Below are 16,810 nucleotides of genomic sequence, written 5' to 3'. Positions count from 1 at the left end.
CGTGCCGCGACAGGGCTGCGCGGCGAGTCGCCCTGCCGCATGGGGGTTCATTCCCGGACGGGGCTGGGCTACCCCATCGAGCATGCTCGATGCGATCCGTACGCCATCCGCCGCCCCGTCGATCCGCGGAGGGTTGTGGCTGGCGCTGTTGGTGACGCCCTTGCTCGCGGCCTGCGGCACGACCCGATACCGGCCCGTCAGCGACACGCCGGTCAAGATCGGCAAGCCCTATACGGTGCGCGGCATCCGCTACACGCCGGCCGAGAACCCGCAGTATGACGCGGTCGGATTTGCCAGCTGGTACGGGAATGAATCCGGCAACCAGACCGCCAATGGGGAGCGTTTCCGGCCCAAGGCGGTCACCGGCGCGCATACGACCTTGCCGCTGCCCAGCTATGTCGAGGTGACCGCACTCGACACCGGGCGGACGATCCTGCTGCGGGTCAACGACCGCGGTCCGTTCTCGCGCGGGCGTATCCTGGACCTGAGCCGGGGTGCGGCCGAGCAGCTGGGCATCCGCACGCAAGGCTATGCCGCCGTGCGAGTGCGCCGCGTCGATCCGCCGGAGAAGGATCGCGCCCGGCTGCGCAAGGGCAAGCCCGCACCGGAGCGCCGGCGTGCTTCCGAAACCGAGCTGGCGAACCTGCGCGAGCGGCTGGCGCTGGAGAGCGGGCAGCCGCTCCGCACCCCGCCAGGCACCCGGGGCGGCCAGTAGGGTCGCACGGGACCGCGGGGTAGGCCAGCACAGCAGCGCCTCCGCCTGGTCCAGCGTCTCCTTGAAGCTCTGGGCCGGCTGCCGGGACGGGGCCGGTGCCGAGCACCGTCAGTTCCGCGGCCGAAAGGGAGGGGCAAAAGAAAAGGGCCGGAGGTTTCCCCCCGGCCCCTTCCTTTGGGACGGCACCGGCATTGCCGATGCGGCCGATCCGTTTCGGGTACCGGGCCAGCCTGCGCTTGCCCGGTACCCCGCCGGATCAGAAGTCCATGCCGCCCATGCCGCCGCCGGGCATGCCGGCCGGCATCGAGGGCTTGTCGTCGGGCAGCTCGGCCACGGTTGCTTCCGTGGTGATGAGCAGGCCCGCGACCGACGCGGCGTTCTGGAGAGCGGTGCGGACGACCTTGGTCGGGTCGATCACGCCGGCTGCAACCAGGTTCTCATAGGTGTCGGTCGACGCGTTGAAGCCGAACGAGGTGTCGTCCTGGTCGAGCAGCTTGCCCGACACGACGGCGCCGTCGTGGCCGGCGTTCTGCGCGATCTGGCGAACCAGCGAGGTCAGCGACTTGCGAACGATGTCGATGCCGCGGGTCTGGTCCTCGTTGGCGCCCTTCAGGCCGTCCAGGGCCTTGGTGGCGTACAGGAGAGCCGTGCCGCCGCCCGGGACGATGCCTTCTTCGACTGCTGCGCGGGTTGCGTGCAGCGCGTCGTCGACGCGGTCCTTGCGCTCCTTCACCTCGACCTCGGTTGCGCCGCCGACCTTGATGACGGCAACGCCGCCGGCCAGCTTTGCAAGACGCTCCTGAAGCTTCTCGCGGTCATAGTCCGAGGTCGTCACCTCGATCTGCTGACGGATGGCATCGGTGCGGCCCTTGATCGCGTCGGCTTCACCCGCACCATCGACGATGGTGGTGTTGTCCTTGTCGATCGTGACGCGCTTGGCGGTGCCGAGCATGCTGAGCGTGACGGACTCGAGCTTGATGCCCAGGTCCTCGGAGACGACTTCACCCTTGGTGAGGATCGCGATGTCCTCGAGCATCGCCTTGCGACGATCGCCGAAGCCCGGAGCCTTGACCGCTGCGACCTTCAGGCCGCCGCGCAGCTTGTTCACCACGAGCGTGGCCAGAGCCTCGCCCTCGATGTCCTCTGCGATGATCAGGAGCGGACGACCCGACTGAACGACGGCTTCCAGGATCGGGAGCATCGCCTGCAGGTTCGAGAGCTTCTTCTCGTGGATCAGGATGTACGGGTCGTTGAGCTCGACCGTCATCTTTTCCGGGTTGGTGATGAAGTAGGGCGACAGGTAGCCGCGGTCGAACTGCATGCCCTCGACGACGTCGAGCTCGAATTCGAGACCCTTCGCCTCTTCGACGGTGATCACGCCTTCCTTGCCGACCTTCTCCATGGCTTCGGCGATCTTTTCGCCGACTTCCATGTCACCGTTCGCCGAGATGATGCCGACCTGGGCAACTTCCGACGAGCCCGAGACGGGCTTGGAGCGCGACTTCACGTCCTCGACCACCTTGGTCACGGCGATGTCGATGCCGCGCTTCAGGTCCATCGGGTTCATGCCGGCCGCAACCGACTTCATGCCCTCGCGGACGATCGCCTGGGCGAGAACGGTCGCGGTGGTGGTGCCGTCACCGGCAACGTCGTTGGTCTTCGAGGCCACTTCGCGCACCATCTGGGCGCCCATGTTCTCGAACTTGTCCTTGAGCTCGATTTCCTTGGCGACCGAGACACCGTCCTTGGTGATGCGCGGTGCGCCGAAGGACTTGTCGATCACGACGTTCCGACCCTTGGGGCCGAGGGTGACCTTGACCGCGTCGGCGAGGATGTCGACGCCCTTCATGATGCGCTCACGCGCGTCGCGCGAAAATTTGACTTCCTTGGCTGCCATTTGGCTACCTTTCTCTGATTGCTGTCCCGGCCGCGGCCGGGGCGAGTTGCGAGATCATTCGTTCCGGACCCCGGCCTTGGCCGGGGAAGGTCAGCGCTGGATCAGCCGACAATCCCCAGGATGTCGCTTTCCTTCATGATCAGCAGGTCTTCGCCATTCACCTTGACCTCGGTGCCCGACCACTTGCCGAACAGGATGCGGTCGCCAGCCTTGACGTCGAGCGGCGTAACCTTGCCATCCTCAGCCTTGGTGCCGTTGCCGGCGGCGACAACTTCGCCTTCCTGCGGCTTTTCCTTGGCAGTCTCCGGGATGATGATCCCGCCAGCCGTCTTTTCCTCGGCTTCGACGCGGCGAACGAGCACGCGGTCATGCAACGGACGGAAGTTCATGCGCGCTTTCCTTTCTAAAAACAGGTTTTTGGCACTCACCCCCAGCGAGTGCCAGCGCCCCGCATATGCGATCGCCCCCATGCATCGTCAACGGGTCGCCCCATCGAAAAATTGCACGCCGCGCCAGCGCGTGTCGGAAACGGGTGAGACCGTCCGGCCAAGAGGAATCGTCCCGGGCGCTAACCCCTTGGCGGACGCGCGGTTTACTCGCTTCTGGCGCTGCTCTAGCACCGGGAATCTGCAGAGGGGATTGTGCGCGTGAGACTCGTTCGGGGTACGTGGAAGTTGTTGGTCGCGGTCAAGGACGGGCTCGTCCTGCTGGCGATGCTCCTGTTCTTCGGGGCGCTGTTCGCGGCGCTGGTGGCGAAGCCCAACCCCTCGATCAAGCCCGGCGCACTGCTGGTCGCGCTCGACGGCACCGTCGTCGAACAGCCGAGTGCGGTCGATCCGTTCGCCGCGCTCAGCGGCACGCGGGTCGCGCGCGAGCATCGGCTGCGCGACGTGGTGCACGCGCTGGACAAGGCGCGCGACGACAAGCGGGTAAAGCTTGTGGTGCTCGATCTTGATCGCTTCGTCGGCGGCTATCCGGCGGTGGTGGCCGAGGTCGGCGCGGCGGTCGGCCGGGTGCGCGCAAGCGGCAAGCCGGTGCTGGCCTATGCGACCGCGTACACCGACAGCGGCTATCTGGTCGCAGCGAACGCGAGCGAGATCTGGGTCAACCCGATGGGCGGGGCGATGTTCAGCGGCCCGGGCGGCTCGCAGCTCTACTACAAGGGCCTGATCGACAAGCTGGGCATCAACGCGCACGTCTATCGTGTCGGCGAGTTCAAGTCGGCGGTGGAGCCCTTTACGCGCACCGACCAGTCGGAAGCCGCGCGTGCGGCGAACCAGGCACTCTATGGGTCGCTCTTTTCCCAGTGGCGGGAGGCGGTGGCCAAGGCGCGGCCCAAGGCGAAGATCGACGATTTCGTCACCCAGCCCGACAAGCTGGTCCTGGCCGCCGGGGGCGACATTGCGAAGGCGAACCTGGCCAGCGGCCTTGTCGACCAGGTCGGCGACCGCATCGCGTTCGGCAATCGCATCGCCGCGATCGATGGCGTCGGCCCGGCCGACAGCAAGGCGGCCGGCAGCTTCAAGGCGATTTCGTTGAAGAACTGGATCGCCGCCAACCCGCAGCCCAAGTCGGGCGCCGCGATCGGTGTCCTGACCATCGCGGGGGAGATCGTTGACGGCAAATCCGGCAGCGGCACTGCGGGCGGCGACACGATATCGAAGCTGATGCTGCAGGGCCTGGCGAAAAAGGACCTCAAGGCGCTGGTGGTGCGGGTCGATTCACCCGGCGGATCGGCGCTCGCGTCCGAACAGATGCGCCTGGCGATCCTGCAGGCAAAGGAAAAGGGGCTGCCGGTCGTCGTCTCGATGGGCGGCCTGGCAGCGAGCGGCGGCTATTGGGTGTCGACCCCGGGCGAGGTGATCTTCGCCGAGCCCAACACGATCACCGGGTCCATCGGCATCTTTGGCCTGATCCCGACCTTTGAGCGTACGCTCGCCAAGATCGGCGTGACCACCGATGGCGTGCAGACGACCCCGCTGACGGGGCAGCCGAACATTTATGCCGGCACCAACGCGGCCTTCGACACGCTGGTGCAGGCGACGATCGAGAACGGCTACAGCCGCTTCATCGGGCTGGTGGCGCAGTCGCGCCGGATGACGCCGGAGCGGGTCAACCAGATCGGCCAGGGCCGCGTTTGGGATGGCGGCACCGCACGCCAGCTGGGGCTGGTCGACCGGTTCGGAACCTTGTCCGACGCGGTCGCAGAGGCGGCGCGGCGCGCGAAGCTCGATCCGGACAAGGTGCATGCCGCCTATCTGGAAAAGGAGCCGGGCGCCTTCGAGCAGTTCGTGGACGCCATGACATCGAGCGACAATGACCGCGTGGGATCGGAGCCCGGCGACCTTGTCTCCCGTCTCGCCGGCGAGCGGCGCGCGCTGCTGGCGCAGGCTGTGGGCGATGCGCGACGGCTGGTGAAGGGCAACGCGGCGATGCAGGCTCGGTGCCTGGAGTGCGCAGGGCTGGGGCCGGCGGTGCCGGCGGCCGAGGACGTGCGGCTGCTCGACCTGATGCTGGCGCGGGTCGGCCTATGATCTCGATCCGGGCCGCGACTCCGGACGATGCCGAGGCGATCGCCGCGATCTATGCGGCCTATGTGACGGGCAGCACGATCAGCTTCGAGGAACAGCCGCCCGACGCGGCTGCCATGGCCGAGCGGATGTCGGCGCACGACGGCTTCTACCCCTGGCTGGTCGCAACCGGTACCGACCCGCTGGGGGAGACCGGGCCCGGCACGATCCTGGGCTACGCCTATGCCGGCCCGTTCCGGTCGCGCGCGGCCTATCGTTTCTCGGTCGAGACGACGATCTACCTTGCCGGTGCCGCCCATGGGCAGGGGGCGGGGCGGCTGCTGTACGAGGCGCTGATCGTCACGTTGCGTGCCCAGGGCTTCGCCCAGGCCATGGGGGTGATCGCGCTGCCCAACGGCCCCTCGATCTCGCTGCACGAGGCGGTCGGGTTCCGGCGCGCCGGGGTGATCCGCTCGATCGGCTACAAGCAGGGCCAGTGGATCGACATCGGCTTGTGGCAGTGCGCGCTGGCGCACACCCCGATGCCGCCGGCGGAACCGCAATCCTTCCGCGATGTCGGGGTCGTGCGCGCCTGAGCCGGTCAGGGCCGGGGCGGCTCAGTGCGTCCTCGGTAGGTGGGCAGACCCAGCTTCCAGTGGATGGCCGCGGCGCGGAGCAGGAAGCCCGCGGCAGAGGCCGCCAGTGCCGAGGCGAAGCTGGGAAGGCCCAGCGACACCAGCACGATATAAAGGCCGGAGGCGAGCGCCGCGGCTGTGACGTAGAGCTCCGGCCGCATCAGGATCGACGGTTCGCCCGCGAGCATGTCGCGCAGGATGCCGCCCACACAGGCGGTCACCACGCCCATGATCGCCGCCGGGACCGGGGGCACGCCGAACCCGAGCGCCTTGGCGGCGCCATAGACGGCGAACGGGGCGAGACCCGCTGCGTCGAGCCATTCGAACGCCTGCTGACGCCACCAGCGCTCCGGCGTGATCCAGATCAGCACGGCAACGGACAGGCAGAGCGCGGCCGTCTGCGCATCCCGCACCCAGAACACCGGCGCCCCGATCAGCAGATCGCGCACGGTGCCGCCGCCGACGCCTGTGATGAGCGCGAAGAACGCACCGGTCACCAGCGTCTGCGCACGCTGTGCTGCCGAGAGTGCGCCGGTGGCTGCGAAGACCGCGATGCCGACAAAATTGAGAACCTGCAAAACAGGCCCGAGCGAGAAGGTTTCTATAGGCACGACTTGGTCTCGCTAGCGTTTCAGTACAGATTGCGAAACCCCGCCCGCCGTGCGCGGGTGTGAAGGCAGGAAGGCAACCGTGTGCAACCCTTGTCCGCCCCGATGCTGCTCATCGCCATGCTCCTCGCAGCGTTCGCTGGATTCGTCGACGCCATCGCCTTTTCGGGCTTTGCCGGCTTCTTTGCGGCGTCGATGACCGGGAACACGACCCGGCTGGGTGTCGACTTCGCCGCCGGGTTCCAGGAAGCCTGGACCGCCGGCGCGGTCCTGTGCGGGTTCCTTTCAGGCGTGATGGGCGGCGCCATTGCCGATCGCGCCGGCGGCCTGCGCGGGCGGGAAGCGGTGATGCTGCTGGTGACCGTCCTGCTCGCGATCGCCGCGCTGTGCCTGAGCCTTGGTCCGCTACCCGTCGCGCTGGTGCTGCTGGCCGGTGCGATGGGCGCGCAGAACGCCGTCTTTATCGGCAGCAGCGATGGACGCGTGGGGCTGACCTACCTGACGGGCATGCTGGTGCGGCTGGGCCAGGGGCTGGCCGATGCGCTGATGGGGGTGGGGCCGCGGTTCGCCTGGGTGTGCGACCTCCTGTTCTGGTGCGCCTTTCTGGGCGGTGCGTTCGGCGGGGCTTCGATCTTCCGCGCGATCGACGACACGGCGGTATGGATCGCGGCCCTCCTCGCCGGGCTGTTGACGGTGCTGGTGGCGGTGGTTTCGAGACCCGCCCGGCGCGCCGCACCGGGCGCACACGCGCCAAGGCCCCGCGGGATGCGCGATCCAAGGATCTGATACGGAAAACGGCGCCGGTGGAGGTCCACCGACGCCGCTTTTCCTGGACCAGAAGGTCAGCCGATCACATGTGGATCGGCTTGCCCTGCACGGCCATGGCCGCTTCCTTGATCGCTTCCGAATGGGTCGGATGGGCGTGGCAGGTGTAGGCGATGTCCTCGCTGGTGGCGCCGAACTCCATCGCCTGGGCAGCCTGGGCGATCATGGTGCCCGCTACCGAGGTGATGATCCACACGCCGAGCACGCGGTCGCTCTTGGCGTCCGCAATCACCTTCACGAAGCCGGCGGTGTCGTCGATCGCCTTGGCGCGGCTGTTCGCCATCATCGGGAACTTGCCGACCTTGATCTCGCCGCGCTCCTTGGCCTGCTCTTCGGTCAGGCCGACGCCGGCGATTTCCGGGTGGGTGTAGACGACACTGGGGATGATATCGTGGTTCACGATGCCGGTGAGGCCGGCGATGTTCTCGGCCACCGCAATCCCCTCGTCCTCGGCCTTGTGCGCGAGCATCGGGCCGGGGATCACGTCGCCGATGGCCCACACGCCGTCGACGGCGGTGCGGAAGTCGTGGTCGGTCTCGATCTGCCCGCGCTGGTTGAGCTGAAGGCCGATCTTGTCGAGGCCGAGCCCGTCGGTGTTCGCGCGCCGGCCGATCGCGACGAGCACGGCGTCGGCCACGATCGTCTCGGCAGCGCCGCCGGCTGCCGGCTCGACCGTCACGGTCGCGCGGCCGCCGTCAACGGCAACGCCGGTGACCTTGGTGGAGAGCTTGAGCTCCAGACCCTGCTTCTTGAAGATCTTGGCGGCTTCCTTGCGGACTTCGCCGTCCATGCCGGGCAGGAGCTGGTCGAGATATTCGACCACGGTCACCTTGGCTCCAAGGCGCTTCCAGACCGAGCCGAGCTCCAGGCCGATCACGCCGCCGCCGATGACGACCAGATGCTCCGGCACCTTCTCCAGCGCCAGCGCGCCGGTCGAATCGACGACGACCTTCTGGTCGATCGCGACGCCCGGCAGCGGGGTCACCGAGGAACCGGTGGCGATGACGATGTTCTTGGCCGTGACGGTGCGGCCCGCAACCTGAACGGTGTGGGCGTCCTGGAAGGTGGCGAGGCCCTTCAGCCACTCGACCTTGTTCTTCTTGAACAGGAACTCGATGCCGCCGGTCAGGCCGCTCACGGCCTTGTCCTTGTCAGCCATCATGCCGGCGAGGTCGAGCTCGACGCCCGAGACCTTCACGCCGTGCTTGGCGAGGACGCCGGAGGCCACCTCGTCGAACTTCTCGGAGGCGTTCAGCAGCGTCTTGGAAGGGATGCAGCCGACATTGAGGCAGGTGCCGCCCAGCGTCTCGCGCGTTTCGGCACAGGCGGTCTTGAGGCCCAGCTGCGCGGCGCGGATCGCGGCGACATAGCCACCCGGGCCCGCACCGATCACGAGAACGTCGAAGTCGTATTCAGCCATTTTCTTCTCTTTCTTGTGCCCCGGTGAGGCCGGGGCCCAGTACCGAGACGGAAGCTGGTGCGCGTCTCGCTTCGTTACAAACCGGCAGCAACCGGACCCCGGCATGCGCCGGGGACCGGTTGCGTGTTCTTACAGGTCGATCAGCAGGCGCGTCGGATCCTCGATGGCGTTCTTGAGCGCGACCAGGAAGGTCACCGCCTCGCGGCCGTCGATGATGCGATGGTCGTAGCTGAGGGCGAGGTACATCATCGGGCGGACGACAACCTGGCCGTTGCGGACCACGGGGCGTTCCTCGATGCGATGGAGGCCCAGCACCGCCGACTGCGGCGGGTTGATGATCGGGGTCGACATCAGCGAGCCGAACACGCCGCCGTTGGAGATGGTGAAGGTGCCGCCCTTCATCTCGTCCATCTTGAGCGCGCCTTCCTTGGCACGCTTGCCGAAGTCGCCGATCGTCTTCTCGACCTGCGCGACGGACATCTGGTCGGCCGAACGGATGACCGGCACGACGAGGCCCTGCGGCGCGGAAACCGCGACCGAGATGTCGGCATAGTCGTGATAGACGATCTCATCGCCCTCGATATAGGCGTTGACCGAGGGGATGTCCTTCAGGGCCATGCACGCGGCCTTCACGAAGAAGCCCATGAAGCCCAGGCGGACGCCGTGCTTCTTTTCGAACAGGTCCTTGTACTTGGTACGCGCCTCGATGACCGCGGTCATGTCGACGTCGTTGAAGGTGGTGAGCAGGGCTGCGGTGTCCTGCGCCTCCTTCAGGCGGCGGGCGATGGTCTGGCGCAGGCGCGTCATCTTGACGCGCTCCTCGCGACGCTCACCGGCGGCGGGCGCTGCCGCAGGCGCGGCGGCGGGTGCTGCCGCAGGGGCGGCTGCCGGCTTGCTGGAGGCGGCGGCGACGATATCTTCCTTGGTCAGGCGACCGTCCTTGCCGCTGCCCTTCACGGTCGCCGGGTCGACGCCATGTTCCAGGATCGCGCGACGCACCGACGGCGAGAGCGCCGCAGCGTCGACGTTGCCGCCGGCTTCCTGCGGCGCGGCCGCCGGAGCGGCGGCCGTGGTGCCAGCCTCGGGCGCGGTGGTCTTAGCCGGGGCGCCGTCGCCCGCGTCGATGGTTGCGATCAGCGCGCCGACCGAGACGGTATCGCCCGGCTGGACCGCGTGTGCGCCCATGACGCCCGCGACGGGCGAGGGGACTTCGACCGACACCTTGTCGGTTTCAAGGCTGGCGATCGGCTCGTCGACCTGCACGGGGTCGCCGGGCTGCTTGAGCCATTCGCCAAGCGTGGCTTCAGTGATCGATTCGCCCAGTACGGGGACAAGGACTTCGGTTGCCATGGGTCTTCCTCTTGGTGCCCCGCCAGGGGCCGCAGACTGTGTTCGGATCAGGCGGTCGGCTTGCCAACGACAGCGTCGTCGGACTTGCGCGTGCGGCGGATTTCCTCGCGGACATTATGCCCGAGCGCCTCTGCGACGAGTGCGCCCTGCTCCGCGGTGTGGCGCTTCATCAGGCCAGTCGCGGGGGAGGCGGCGGCAGCGCGGCCGGCGTAGCGAGCCCGCGTGATGCGGGTGCCGGCCTTGGCGAGCGCTTCCTCGATCAGCGGATCGACGAAGGTCCAGTAGCCGTTGTTCTTCGGCTCTTCCTGCGCCCACACCACGTCCTCGAGGTTCGGCATCCGCTTCAGGCGCTCGACCAGCGGCTCGCCCGGGAACGGATAGAGCTGCTCGACGCGCACGATCGCGGTGTTGCGGTCGCCGGCGGCATCGCGTGCCTCGATCAGATCGTAGGCGACCTTGCCCGAGCACAGCACCAGGCGCTTCACCTCGGTGTCGGCCGGTGCCGACGGGTCCGAAATCAGGCGACGGAACTGGCTGTTGCCCAGGAAGTCTTCTGCCTTCGACACGGCCATCTTGTGCCGGAGCAGCGACTTGGGCGTCATCAGCACCAGCGGCTTGCGGAAGGCGCGATGCATCTGGCGACGCAGCAGGTGGAAGTAGTTCGCCGGCGACGTGACGTTGGCGACCTGCATGTTGTCCTGTCCGCACAGCTGCAAAAAGCGCTCCGGACGCGCGGAACTGTGCTCCGGGCCCTGACCCTCATAGCCGTGCGGCAGCAGCATCACGAGGCCGTTGGCGCGCAGCCACTTGGACTCGCCCGACGCGATGAACTGGTCGATCATGATCTGGGCGCCGTTCACGAAGTCGCCGAACTGCGCCTCCCACAGCACCAGCACCTTCGGATCGGTCAGCGCATAGCCATATTCGAAGCCGAGCACGCCATATTCAGAGAGCGGCGAGTCGAGCACCTCGAACCGGCCGTGTTCGACCTGCTGAAGCGGCACATACTTGTGCTCGTCCTTCTGGTCGACCCAGACGGCGTGGCGCTGCGAGAAGGTGCCGCGACCCGAATCCTGGCCCGACAGGCGGACGCCGAAGCCTTCGGAAAGCAGCGAACCGAACGCCAGCGCTTCCGCGGTCGCCCAGTCGAAGCCTTCGCCCGACTTGAACATCTGGCGCTTGGCCTCGATCACGCGGCCGAGCGTCTTGTGGATCTCCAGGTCGGCCGGAACCTCGGTGAGCGTGCGGCCAAGCGAGTCGAACAGCTTGCTCTCGATGCCGGTGTCGGCGGTGCGACGCGCGCTCTCGGGATCGGCCGGCATGTGCAGGCCGGACCAGCGACCCGCGAACCAGTCCGCCCGGTTGGGCTTGTAGCTCTTGGCGCTTTCGAACTCGCCTTCCAGCAGGGTCGTGAATTCGTGCGTCTTGCTGTCGACGAACGCCTGGTCGACCACGCCCTCGGCCAGAAGCCGCTTGGCATAGACTTCCGAAACCGGCGGGTGGTTCTTGATCTTGGCGTACATCAGCGGCTGGGTGAACGAGGGCTCGTCACCCTCGTTGTGGCCGAAGCGGCGATAGCACCACATGTCGATCACGACATCGCGCTTGAAGGTCTGGCGGAACTCGATCGCGACCTTGCAGGCGAAGGTGACGGCTTCGGGATCGTCGCCGTTGACGTGCAGGATCGGCGCCTGGACGCCCTTGGCGACGTCTGACGGATAGGGCGAGGAGCGCGCGAACTGCGGGCTCGTCGTGAAGCCGACCTGGTTGTTGATGACGAAGTGGACGCAGCCGCCGGTGTTGTAGCCGCGGATGCCGGAGAAGCCGAGGCACTCCCAGACGATGCCCTGGCCCGCGAAGGCCGCGTCGCCGTGGATGAGGACCGGCAGCACCTGCTCGTGCTTTTCGAGGTCGTTGCGCACCGTCTGGATCGCGCGCGACTTGCCGAGCACGACCGGGTTCACCGCCTCGAGATGCGAGGGGTTGGCGACCAGCGACATGTGGACGGTGATGTCGTCGAAGCTGCGATCGGTGGAGGTGCCGAGGTGATACTTCACGTCGCCCGAGCCGCCGACATCCTCGGGGTTGGCCGAGCCGCCCGAGAATTCGTGGAAGATCACGCGGAACGGCTTTGCCATGACGTTGGCGAGCACGTTCAGGCGGCCGCGGTGGGCCATGCCGTACACGATCTCGCGCACGCCCATCTGGCCGCCGTACTTGATCACCGACTCCAGCGCCGGGATCATCGATTCACCGCCGTCGAGGCCGAAGCGCTTGGTGCCGACATATTTGCGGCCCAGGAACTTCTCCCACTGCTCGGCCTCGATGACCTTGGAGAGGATCGCCTTCTTGCCGTCGACCGTGAACTGGATGGCCTTGTCCTTGCCCTCCATGCGGTCCTGGAGGAAGCGGCGCTCCTCCACATCGGCGATATGCATGTATTCGAGGCCGACGTTGCCGCAATAGTTGGCGCGCAGGATCGTCACCAGCTCGCGGATGGTCGCGGTCTCGAGGCCGAGGGCACCGCCCAGGTACACCGGACGGTCGATCTCGCTGTCGGAGAAGCCGTGGTACTCGGTCGTGAGATCGGCGGGCAGCTCACGATGGGGCGAGAGGCCGAGCGGATCGAGATTGGCTGCCAGGTGGCCGCGCACGCGATAGGTGCGGATCAGCAGCTGGGCGCGGATCGCGTCGCCGGCCGCCTTCGCGATCTCTGCGTGGGTGGCGGCAGCCGGGGCCGCGGCGGGAGCAGGCGCAGGCTTGCCGCCCTTGGCGGGCTTGGGAGCGGGCTCCATCTGGGTCGGGTCGAGCGCTGCGGTGAGCGCATCGGTCTCGGTCAGCGGCCAGCGCTTGCTCTGCCAGCTGGGACCGGAGACGGCGCCCTCGAGCCCGTCGAACCACTGGCGCCAGCTGGCGTCGACGCTGCCGGGGTCCGCCTTGTAGCGGGTGTAGAGCGTCTCCACGAACGCCGGGCTCACGCCGGCTGCGATATCGGAGAAATCCTGGCCTTCGTAGCCCATGGTGCGTCCTGTCCGTCCGTTCGTCCCGACCTAGCGTCGAGGGACGTGCCGCGCGTTTCGGCGTGTCCTTGTGACACGCACAAGATGGGAACGCGCGGCTGTGTCTTTAACCCTTCAGTACTTCGAGCAGCGTCGAGCCGAGCTCGCTCGGGGAAGCCGCAACCTTGATGCCTGCTGCTTCCATCGCCGCGATCTTGTCCTCGGCGCCGCCCTGGCCGCCCGACACGATCGCGCCGGCGTGGCCCATGCGGCGGCCCGGAGGCGCCGTGCGGCCGGCGATGAAGCCAGCCATCGGCTTCTTGCGGCCGCGCTTCGCTTCGTCGCGCAGGAACTGTGCTGCTTCTTCCTCGGCCGAGCCGCCGATCTCGCCGATCATGATGATCGACTCGGTGGCATCGTCCGCCAGGAACAGCTCGAGCACGTCGATGAAGTTGGTGCCGTTGACCGGATCGCCGCCGATGCCGACGGCAGTGGTCTGGCCCAGGCCTGCGTTGGTGGTCTGGAACACCGCCTCATAGGTGAGGGTGCCCGAGCGCGAGACCACGCCGACCGAACCCTTGGAGAAGATCGAGCCCGGCATGATGCCGATCTTGCACTCACCGGGCGTCAGCACGCCCGGGCAGTTCGGGCCGATCAGGCGCGACTTGGAACCCGACAGCGCGCGCTTCACGCGAACCATGTCGAGCACCGGGATGCCTTCGGTGATGCAGACGATCAGCGGGATTTCCGCGTCGATCGCTTCCAGGATCGAGTCGGCTGCGAAGGGCGGCGGCACGTAGATGACCGAGGCGTCTGCGCCGGTCTTCGACTTGGCTTCCGCAACGGTGTTGAAGACCGGCAGGCCGAGGTGCTCGGTGCCGCCCTTGCCCGGCGTCACGCCGCCGACCATTTGCGTGCCATATTCCAGCGCCGCCTTGGTGTGGAAGCTGCCGGTCTCGCCGGTCATCCCCTGGGTAATCACCTTGGTGTTCTTGTTGACGAGGATGCTCATCTAGTCTCTCGCTCCACTTGCACCCCGGCGGAGGCCGGGGCCCAGTTGGGAAAGGTCAGGGGCGGGCAATATGCTCGAAAAGGTCTTCCCGTCCGGGCTGAACCCCTCGATCTCCCGCAACTTCCAGTCCCGTTGCCATTCCTTCATCTGCCGCTCGCGATGCCGCGCAGCTTCGATGTCGTCGCACGCTTCGTACCAGACCAAGCGCTTGCACCGAAACCGCCGCGTAAAACCTGCGGCGGCGCCGGTGCGATGTTCCCGGGAGCACTTCGCGAGATCGCTCGCACGCCCGATGGATCGCCCCGTGGCACCGGTTGGCCTGGTATCAGGCGTATCCGGCACACACCGTATCGACCGCTTCCAACTGTCCCGGCCTTCGCCGGGGTGCGGCGCGGCCGGGGGCTGGTAGCGGTTGCGCTTAGTTCAGGCTGGAGTCGATGCCCTTGCAGGCGACCAGCAGTTCCTTGACCGCGTCAACCGAGACGGTGAGGTTGGCCTTGGCCTCCTCGGTCAGGTTGATCTCGATGATCTTCTCGACGCCGTCCTTGCCGATGATGATCGGCACGCCGACGTAGAGATCGTCGACGCCGTACTGGCCCGTCAGATGGGCAGCGGCCGGCAGGACGCGCTTCTTGTCGTAGAGGTAGCTCTCGGCCATCGCAATCGCCGAGGTGGCGGGCGCGTAGAAGGCGGAGCCGGTCTTGAGCAGGCCGACGATCTCGCCGCCACCCGAACGGGTGCGCTGGACGATCGCGTCGATGCGCTCCTGGGTCGAGAAGCCCATCGCGATCAGGTCGCTGACGGGAATGCCCGAGACGGTCGAATATTCGAGCACGGGCACCATGGTGTCGCCGTGGCCGCCCAGCACGAAGCTGTTCACGTCCTTCACCGACACCTTGAACTCGTCGGCGAGGAAGTGGCTGAATCGCGCGGAGTCGAGCACGCCGGCCATGCCGACGACCTTCTGGTGGGGAAGGCCGGAGAATTCGCGCAGCGCCCAGACCATCGCGTCGAGCGGGTTGGTGATGCAGATCACGAATGCGTCGGGTGCGTTGGCAGCGATGCCCTCGCCGACGGCCTTCATGACCTTGAGGTTGATGCCCAGGAGGTCGTCGCGGCTCATGCCCGGCTTGCGAGCGACGCCGGCGGTGACGATGATCACGTCGGCGCCTGCGATGTCGGCATAGTCGTTGGTGCCGGTGATCGTGGCGTCAAAGCCTTCGACCGGACCGCACTGGCTAAGGTCGAGCGCCTTGCCCTGGGGAACACCCTCGACCACGTCGAACAGGACGATGTCGCCAAGGTTCTTGAGGGCGGCGAGGTGCGCGAGCGTGCCGCCGATGTTGCCTGCGCCGATGAGCGCGATCTTCTTGCGGGCCATGAATCCTCCCGGTGGATGCGACGGTTCGGACCGAACCGCAGTCCCGGGGGCATTACTCGCTTTGGGAGAGGCGAACAACCCGGCAAACCGACTATCTTTGCGACTGCGAACGAGTTGCAATAAGCCGCCTAGGCCCCGGAAAACCGGTGCTTGCTGGGACAGTATGAACGCGCCTAGGCCGCGTTTGTTGCCGCCGTCACCGCGCTTCTGCCCGCCCGTGGCTTCGCTGCGGCAGAGCGCTGCGCGGCGTCGTTCAGGCGATCTCGTCCTCGCCGTGACCAGCCGACAGATATTCCTCGGAGCGCATCTCGTTGAGGCGGGAGACCGTCCGTTCGAACTCAAACGCGCCGTCGCCCTTTTCGTAGAGATGTTCGGGCGGTGCGTCCGCGGCCGCGAGCAGCTTGACCTTATGCTCGTAGAGCGCGTCGACGAGGGTTACGAAGCGGGCGGCCTCGTTGCGGTTCTCCGGCCCCAAGCGTGGGATGCCGACGACGATAACCGTGTGATAGTGGCGCGCGATCGCGAGATAGTCGGGGGCGCCGCGTGCCTCCCGGCAGAGCCGCTTGAAGCTGAACACGGCCACGCCCTTCAGCGACTTGGGCACGTGCAGCGTGCGGCCGCCGTGCACGGTCAGTTCCTCGCTGGGCACGTGCTCGCGATCCTCGACCGGATAGTCGGTGAGGCGGAAGAATGCGGCCGACAGCTTCTCGGTAGCCTCCGGCCCGTTGGGGACTAGCCAGGTGTCCATCACCCCCAGGCGATCGCGGCGATAGTCGACCGGGCCGTTGAGCGGCATCACGTCGAGCCGCTCCTTGAGCAGCGCGATGAAGGGCAGGAAGCTCTCCCGCTGCAGGCCGTTCTTGTAGAGATCGTCCGGCGGGCGGTTGGAGGTGGCAACCACCGTCAGCCCATGCGTCATCATCTCGCTGAACAGGCGCGAGAGCACCATCGCATCGGCGGTGTTGTTGATGACCATTTCGTCAAAGGCGAGCAGGCGGAGGCCCTGCGCCATGGCCGCGGCAACGGGGGGCACCGGATTGCCCGCCTCGCGCTTGCGCTCGACGTTGAGGCGGTCGTGGACCTCCAGCATGAACTCGTGGAAGTGGACCCGGCGCTTTTCGGGGATGTCGACGCAATGGAACAGCAGGTCCATCAGCATCGACTTGCCGCGGCCCACCCCGCCCCAGAGGTAGACGCCGCGGGGCGGCACGGCGGCCCGGCCGGTGAGCCGCGCCAGCAGGCCGCGACTGGGAGGAGATTCGAGTTCGGTGGCAAGCCGGGCGAGCCGCTCGGCGGCGGCGCGCTGGTCGGGATCGGGGCGAAGTTCGCCGGCGGCGATCAGCGACTCGTAGCGGCCGAGAACCTTGGTCACGTGGTGCACTCCCGCACCGCCGGTTCGCGCAGTCGGGAACGGTGCGTCATATGCCGCAGGAGGCGGCAGGTGTCGCGACTGCGACC

At 67.3% G+C, this 16,810-nt stretch carries 14 protein-coding genes; 4 read left to right on the top strand and 10 right to left on the bottom strand.

The genetic code is table 11. The features are described from left to right. Positions 1-82 precede the first annotated feature (82 nt). On the top strand, positions 83-715 hold the full coding sequence (locus QP045_RS06745) for a septal ring lytic transglycosylase RlpA family protein (protein WP_422514207.1): 633 nt from the start codon (positions 83-85) through the stop codon (positions 713-715). A 256-nt stretch (positions 716-971) separates the two neighbouring features. Here QP045_RS06745 and groL read toward each other — a convergent pair whose 3' ends face one another. Together groL and groES are read right to left on the bottom strand one after the other, a co-directional pair. After that, a complete protein-coding gene (gene groL / locus QP045_RS06740) occupies positions 972-2,612 on the bottom strand; it encodes a chaperonin GroEL (RefSeq protein ID WP_422514206.1) in 1,641 nt (546 codons plus the stop codon). Positions 2,613-2,713: 101 nt separating this feature from the next. Next, positions 2,714-3,001: a co-chaperone GroES gene (groES, locus tag QP045_RS06735; protein ID WP_422514411.1), complete on the bottom strand. Its 288-nt coding sequence runs from the start codon at positions 2,999-3,001 to the stop codon at positions 2,714-2,716. Positions 3,002-3,259: 258 nt separating this feature from the next. Between groES and sppA the strand changes: the two genes are divergently transcribed. Continuing rightward, entirely contained in the window at positions 3,260-5,146 is a 1,887-nt protein-coding gene (gene sppA / locus QP045_RS06730; RefSeq protein ID WP_422514205.1) for a signal peptide peptidase SppA, read from the top strand. Beyond that, a complete protein-coding gene (locus QP045_RS06725) occupies positions 5,143-5,718 on the top strand; it encodes a GNAT family N-acetyltransferase (RefSeq protein WP_422514204.1) in 576 nt (191 codons plus the stop codon). Before sppA ends, QP045_RS06725 begins: the two co-directional genes overlap by 4 nt. A gap of 5 nt (positions 5,719-5,723) precedes the next feature. Here QP045_RS06725 and QP045_RS06720 read toward each other — a convergent pair whose 3' ends face one another. Next, positions 5,724-6,368, bottom strand: coding sequence for a trimeric intracellular cation channel family protein (locus QP045_RS06720; RefSeq protein ID WP_422514203.1), 645 nt, complete (start codon positions 6,366-6,368; stop codon positions 5,724-5,726). Between the two features lie 102 nt (positions 6,369-6,470). Between QP045_RS06720 and QP045_RS06715 the strand changes: the two genes are divergently transcribed. Continuing rightward, positions 6,471-7,151: a YoaK family protein gene (locus QP045_RS06715; RefSeq protein WP_422514202.1), complete on the top strand. Its 681-nt coding sequence runs from the start codon at positions 6,471-6,473 to the stop codon at positions 7,149-7,151. A 64-nt stretch (positions 7,152-7,215) separates the two neighbouring features. Here QP045_RS06715 and lpdA read toward each other — a convergent pair whose 3' ends face one another. The 7 genes from lpdA to zapE form a co-directional block, all read right to left on the bottom strand. Beyond that, on the bottom strand, positions 7,216-8,610 hold the full coding sequence (gene lpdA / locus QP045_RS06710) for a dihydrolipoyl dehydrogenase (protein WP_422514201.1): 1,395 nt from the start codon (positions 8,608-8,610) through the stop codon (positions 7,216-7,218). A 129-nt stretch (positions 8,611-8,739) separates the two neighbouring features. Further along, positions 8,740-9,960 carry a 2-oxoglutarate dehydrogenase complex dihydrolipoyllysine-residue succinyltransferase gene (gene odhB, locus QP045_RS06705; RefSeq protein WP_422514200.1) on the bottom strand — a complete coding sequence of 407 codons (1,221 nt, stop codon included), beginning with the start codon at positions 9,958-9,960 and terminating at the stop codon, positions 8,740-8,742. A 47-nt stretch (positions 9,961-10,007) separates the two neighbouring features. Then, a complete protein-coding gene (locus QP045_RS06700; protein WP_422514199.1) occupies positions 10,008-12,980 on the bottom strand; it encodes a 2-oxoglutarate dehydrogenase E1 component in 2,973 nt (990 codons plus the stop codon). A 106-nt stretch (positions 12,981-13,086) separates the two neighbouring features. Continuing rightward, positions 13,087-13,971, bottom strand: a complete 885-nt coding sequence (sucD, locus tag QP045_RS06695; protein WP_422514198.1) for a succinate--CoA ligase subunit alpha — start codon at positions 13,969-13,971, stop codon at positions 13,087-13,089. Then, positions 13,972-14,313, bottom strand: coding sequence for a GIY-YIG nuclease family protein (locus QP045_RS06690; protein ID WP_422514197.1), 342 nt, complete (start codon positions 14,311-14,313; stop codon positions 13,972-13,974). A 76-nt stretch (positions 14,314-14,389) separates the two neighbouring features. Continuing rightward, on the bottom strand, positions 14,390-15,352 hold the full coding sequence (gene mdh / locus QP045_RS06685) for a malate dehydrogenase (protein WP_422514196.1): 963 nt from the start codon (positions 15,350-15,352) through the stop codon (positions 14,390-14,392). A gap of 253 nt (positions 15,353-15,605) precedes the next feature. After that, on the bottom strand, positions 15,606-16,724 hold the full coding sequence (gene zapE, locus QP045_RS06680; RefSeq protein ID WP_422514195.1) for a cell division protein ZapE: 1,119 nt from the start codon (positions 16,722-16,724) through the stop codon (positions 15,606-15,608). Positions 16,725-16,810: the final 86 nt, after the last annotated feature.

It is taken from the genome of Sphingomonas sp. 3-13AW, assembly GCF_049311085.1.
In the GTDB taxonomy this organism is placed as follows: Bacteria; Pseudomonadota; Alphaproteobacteria; order Sphingomonadales; family Sphingomonadaceae; genus Sphingomonas.
Note: the sequence above shows the minus strand (reverse complement) of the source record. Positions and strands in the feature narration are given on the sequence as shown.

What these genes read in the sequence shown, in the direction of transcription:
- groES (WP_422514411.1), bottom strand. Translation starts at nt 3,001, where the DNA reads ATGAACTTCCGTCCGTTGCATGACCGCGTGCTCGTTCGCCGCGTCGAA.
- QP045_RS06745 (WP_422514207.1), top strand. Translation starts at nt 83, where the DNA reads ATGCTCGATGCGATCCGTACGCCATCCGCCGCCCCGTCGATCCGCGGA.
- sucD (WP_422514198.1), bottom strand. Translation starts at nt 13,971, where the DNA reads ATGAGCATCCTCGTCAACAAGAACACCAAGGTGATTACCCAGGGGATG.
- mdh (WP_422514196.1), bottom strand. Translation starts at nt 15,352, where the DNA reads ATGGCCCGCAAGAAGATCGCGCTCATCGGCGCAGGCAACATCGGCGGC.
- odhB (WP_422514200.1), bottom strand. Translation starts at nt 9,960, where the DNA reads ATGGCAACCGAAGTCCTTGTCCCCGTACTGGGCGAATCGATCACTGAA.
- QP045_RS06725 (WP_422514204.1), top strand. Translation starts at nt 5,143, where the DNA reads ATGATCTCGATCCGGGCCGCGACTCCGGACGATGCCGAGGCGATCGCC.
- QP045_RS06715 (WP_422514202.1), top strand. Translation starts at nt 6,471, where the DNA reads ATGCTGCTCATCGCCATGCTCCTCGCAGCGTTCGCTGGATTCGTCGAC.
- lpdA (WP_422514201.1), bottom strand. Translation starts at nt 8,610, where the DNA reads ATGGCTGAATACGACTTCGACGTTCTCGTGATCGGTGCGGGCCCGGGT.
- groL (WP_422514206.1), bottom strand. Translation starts at nt 2,612, where the DNA reads ATGGCAGCCAAGGAAGTCAAATTTTCGCGCGACGCGCGTGAGCGCATC.
- QP045_RS06700 (WP_422514199.1), bottom strand. Translation starts at nt 12,980, where the DNA reads ATGGGCTACGAAGGCCAGGATTTCTCCGATATCGCAGCCGGCGTGAGC.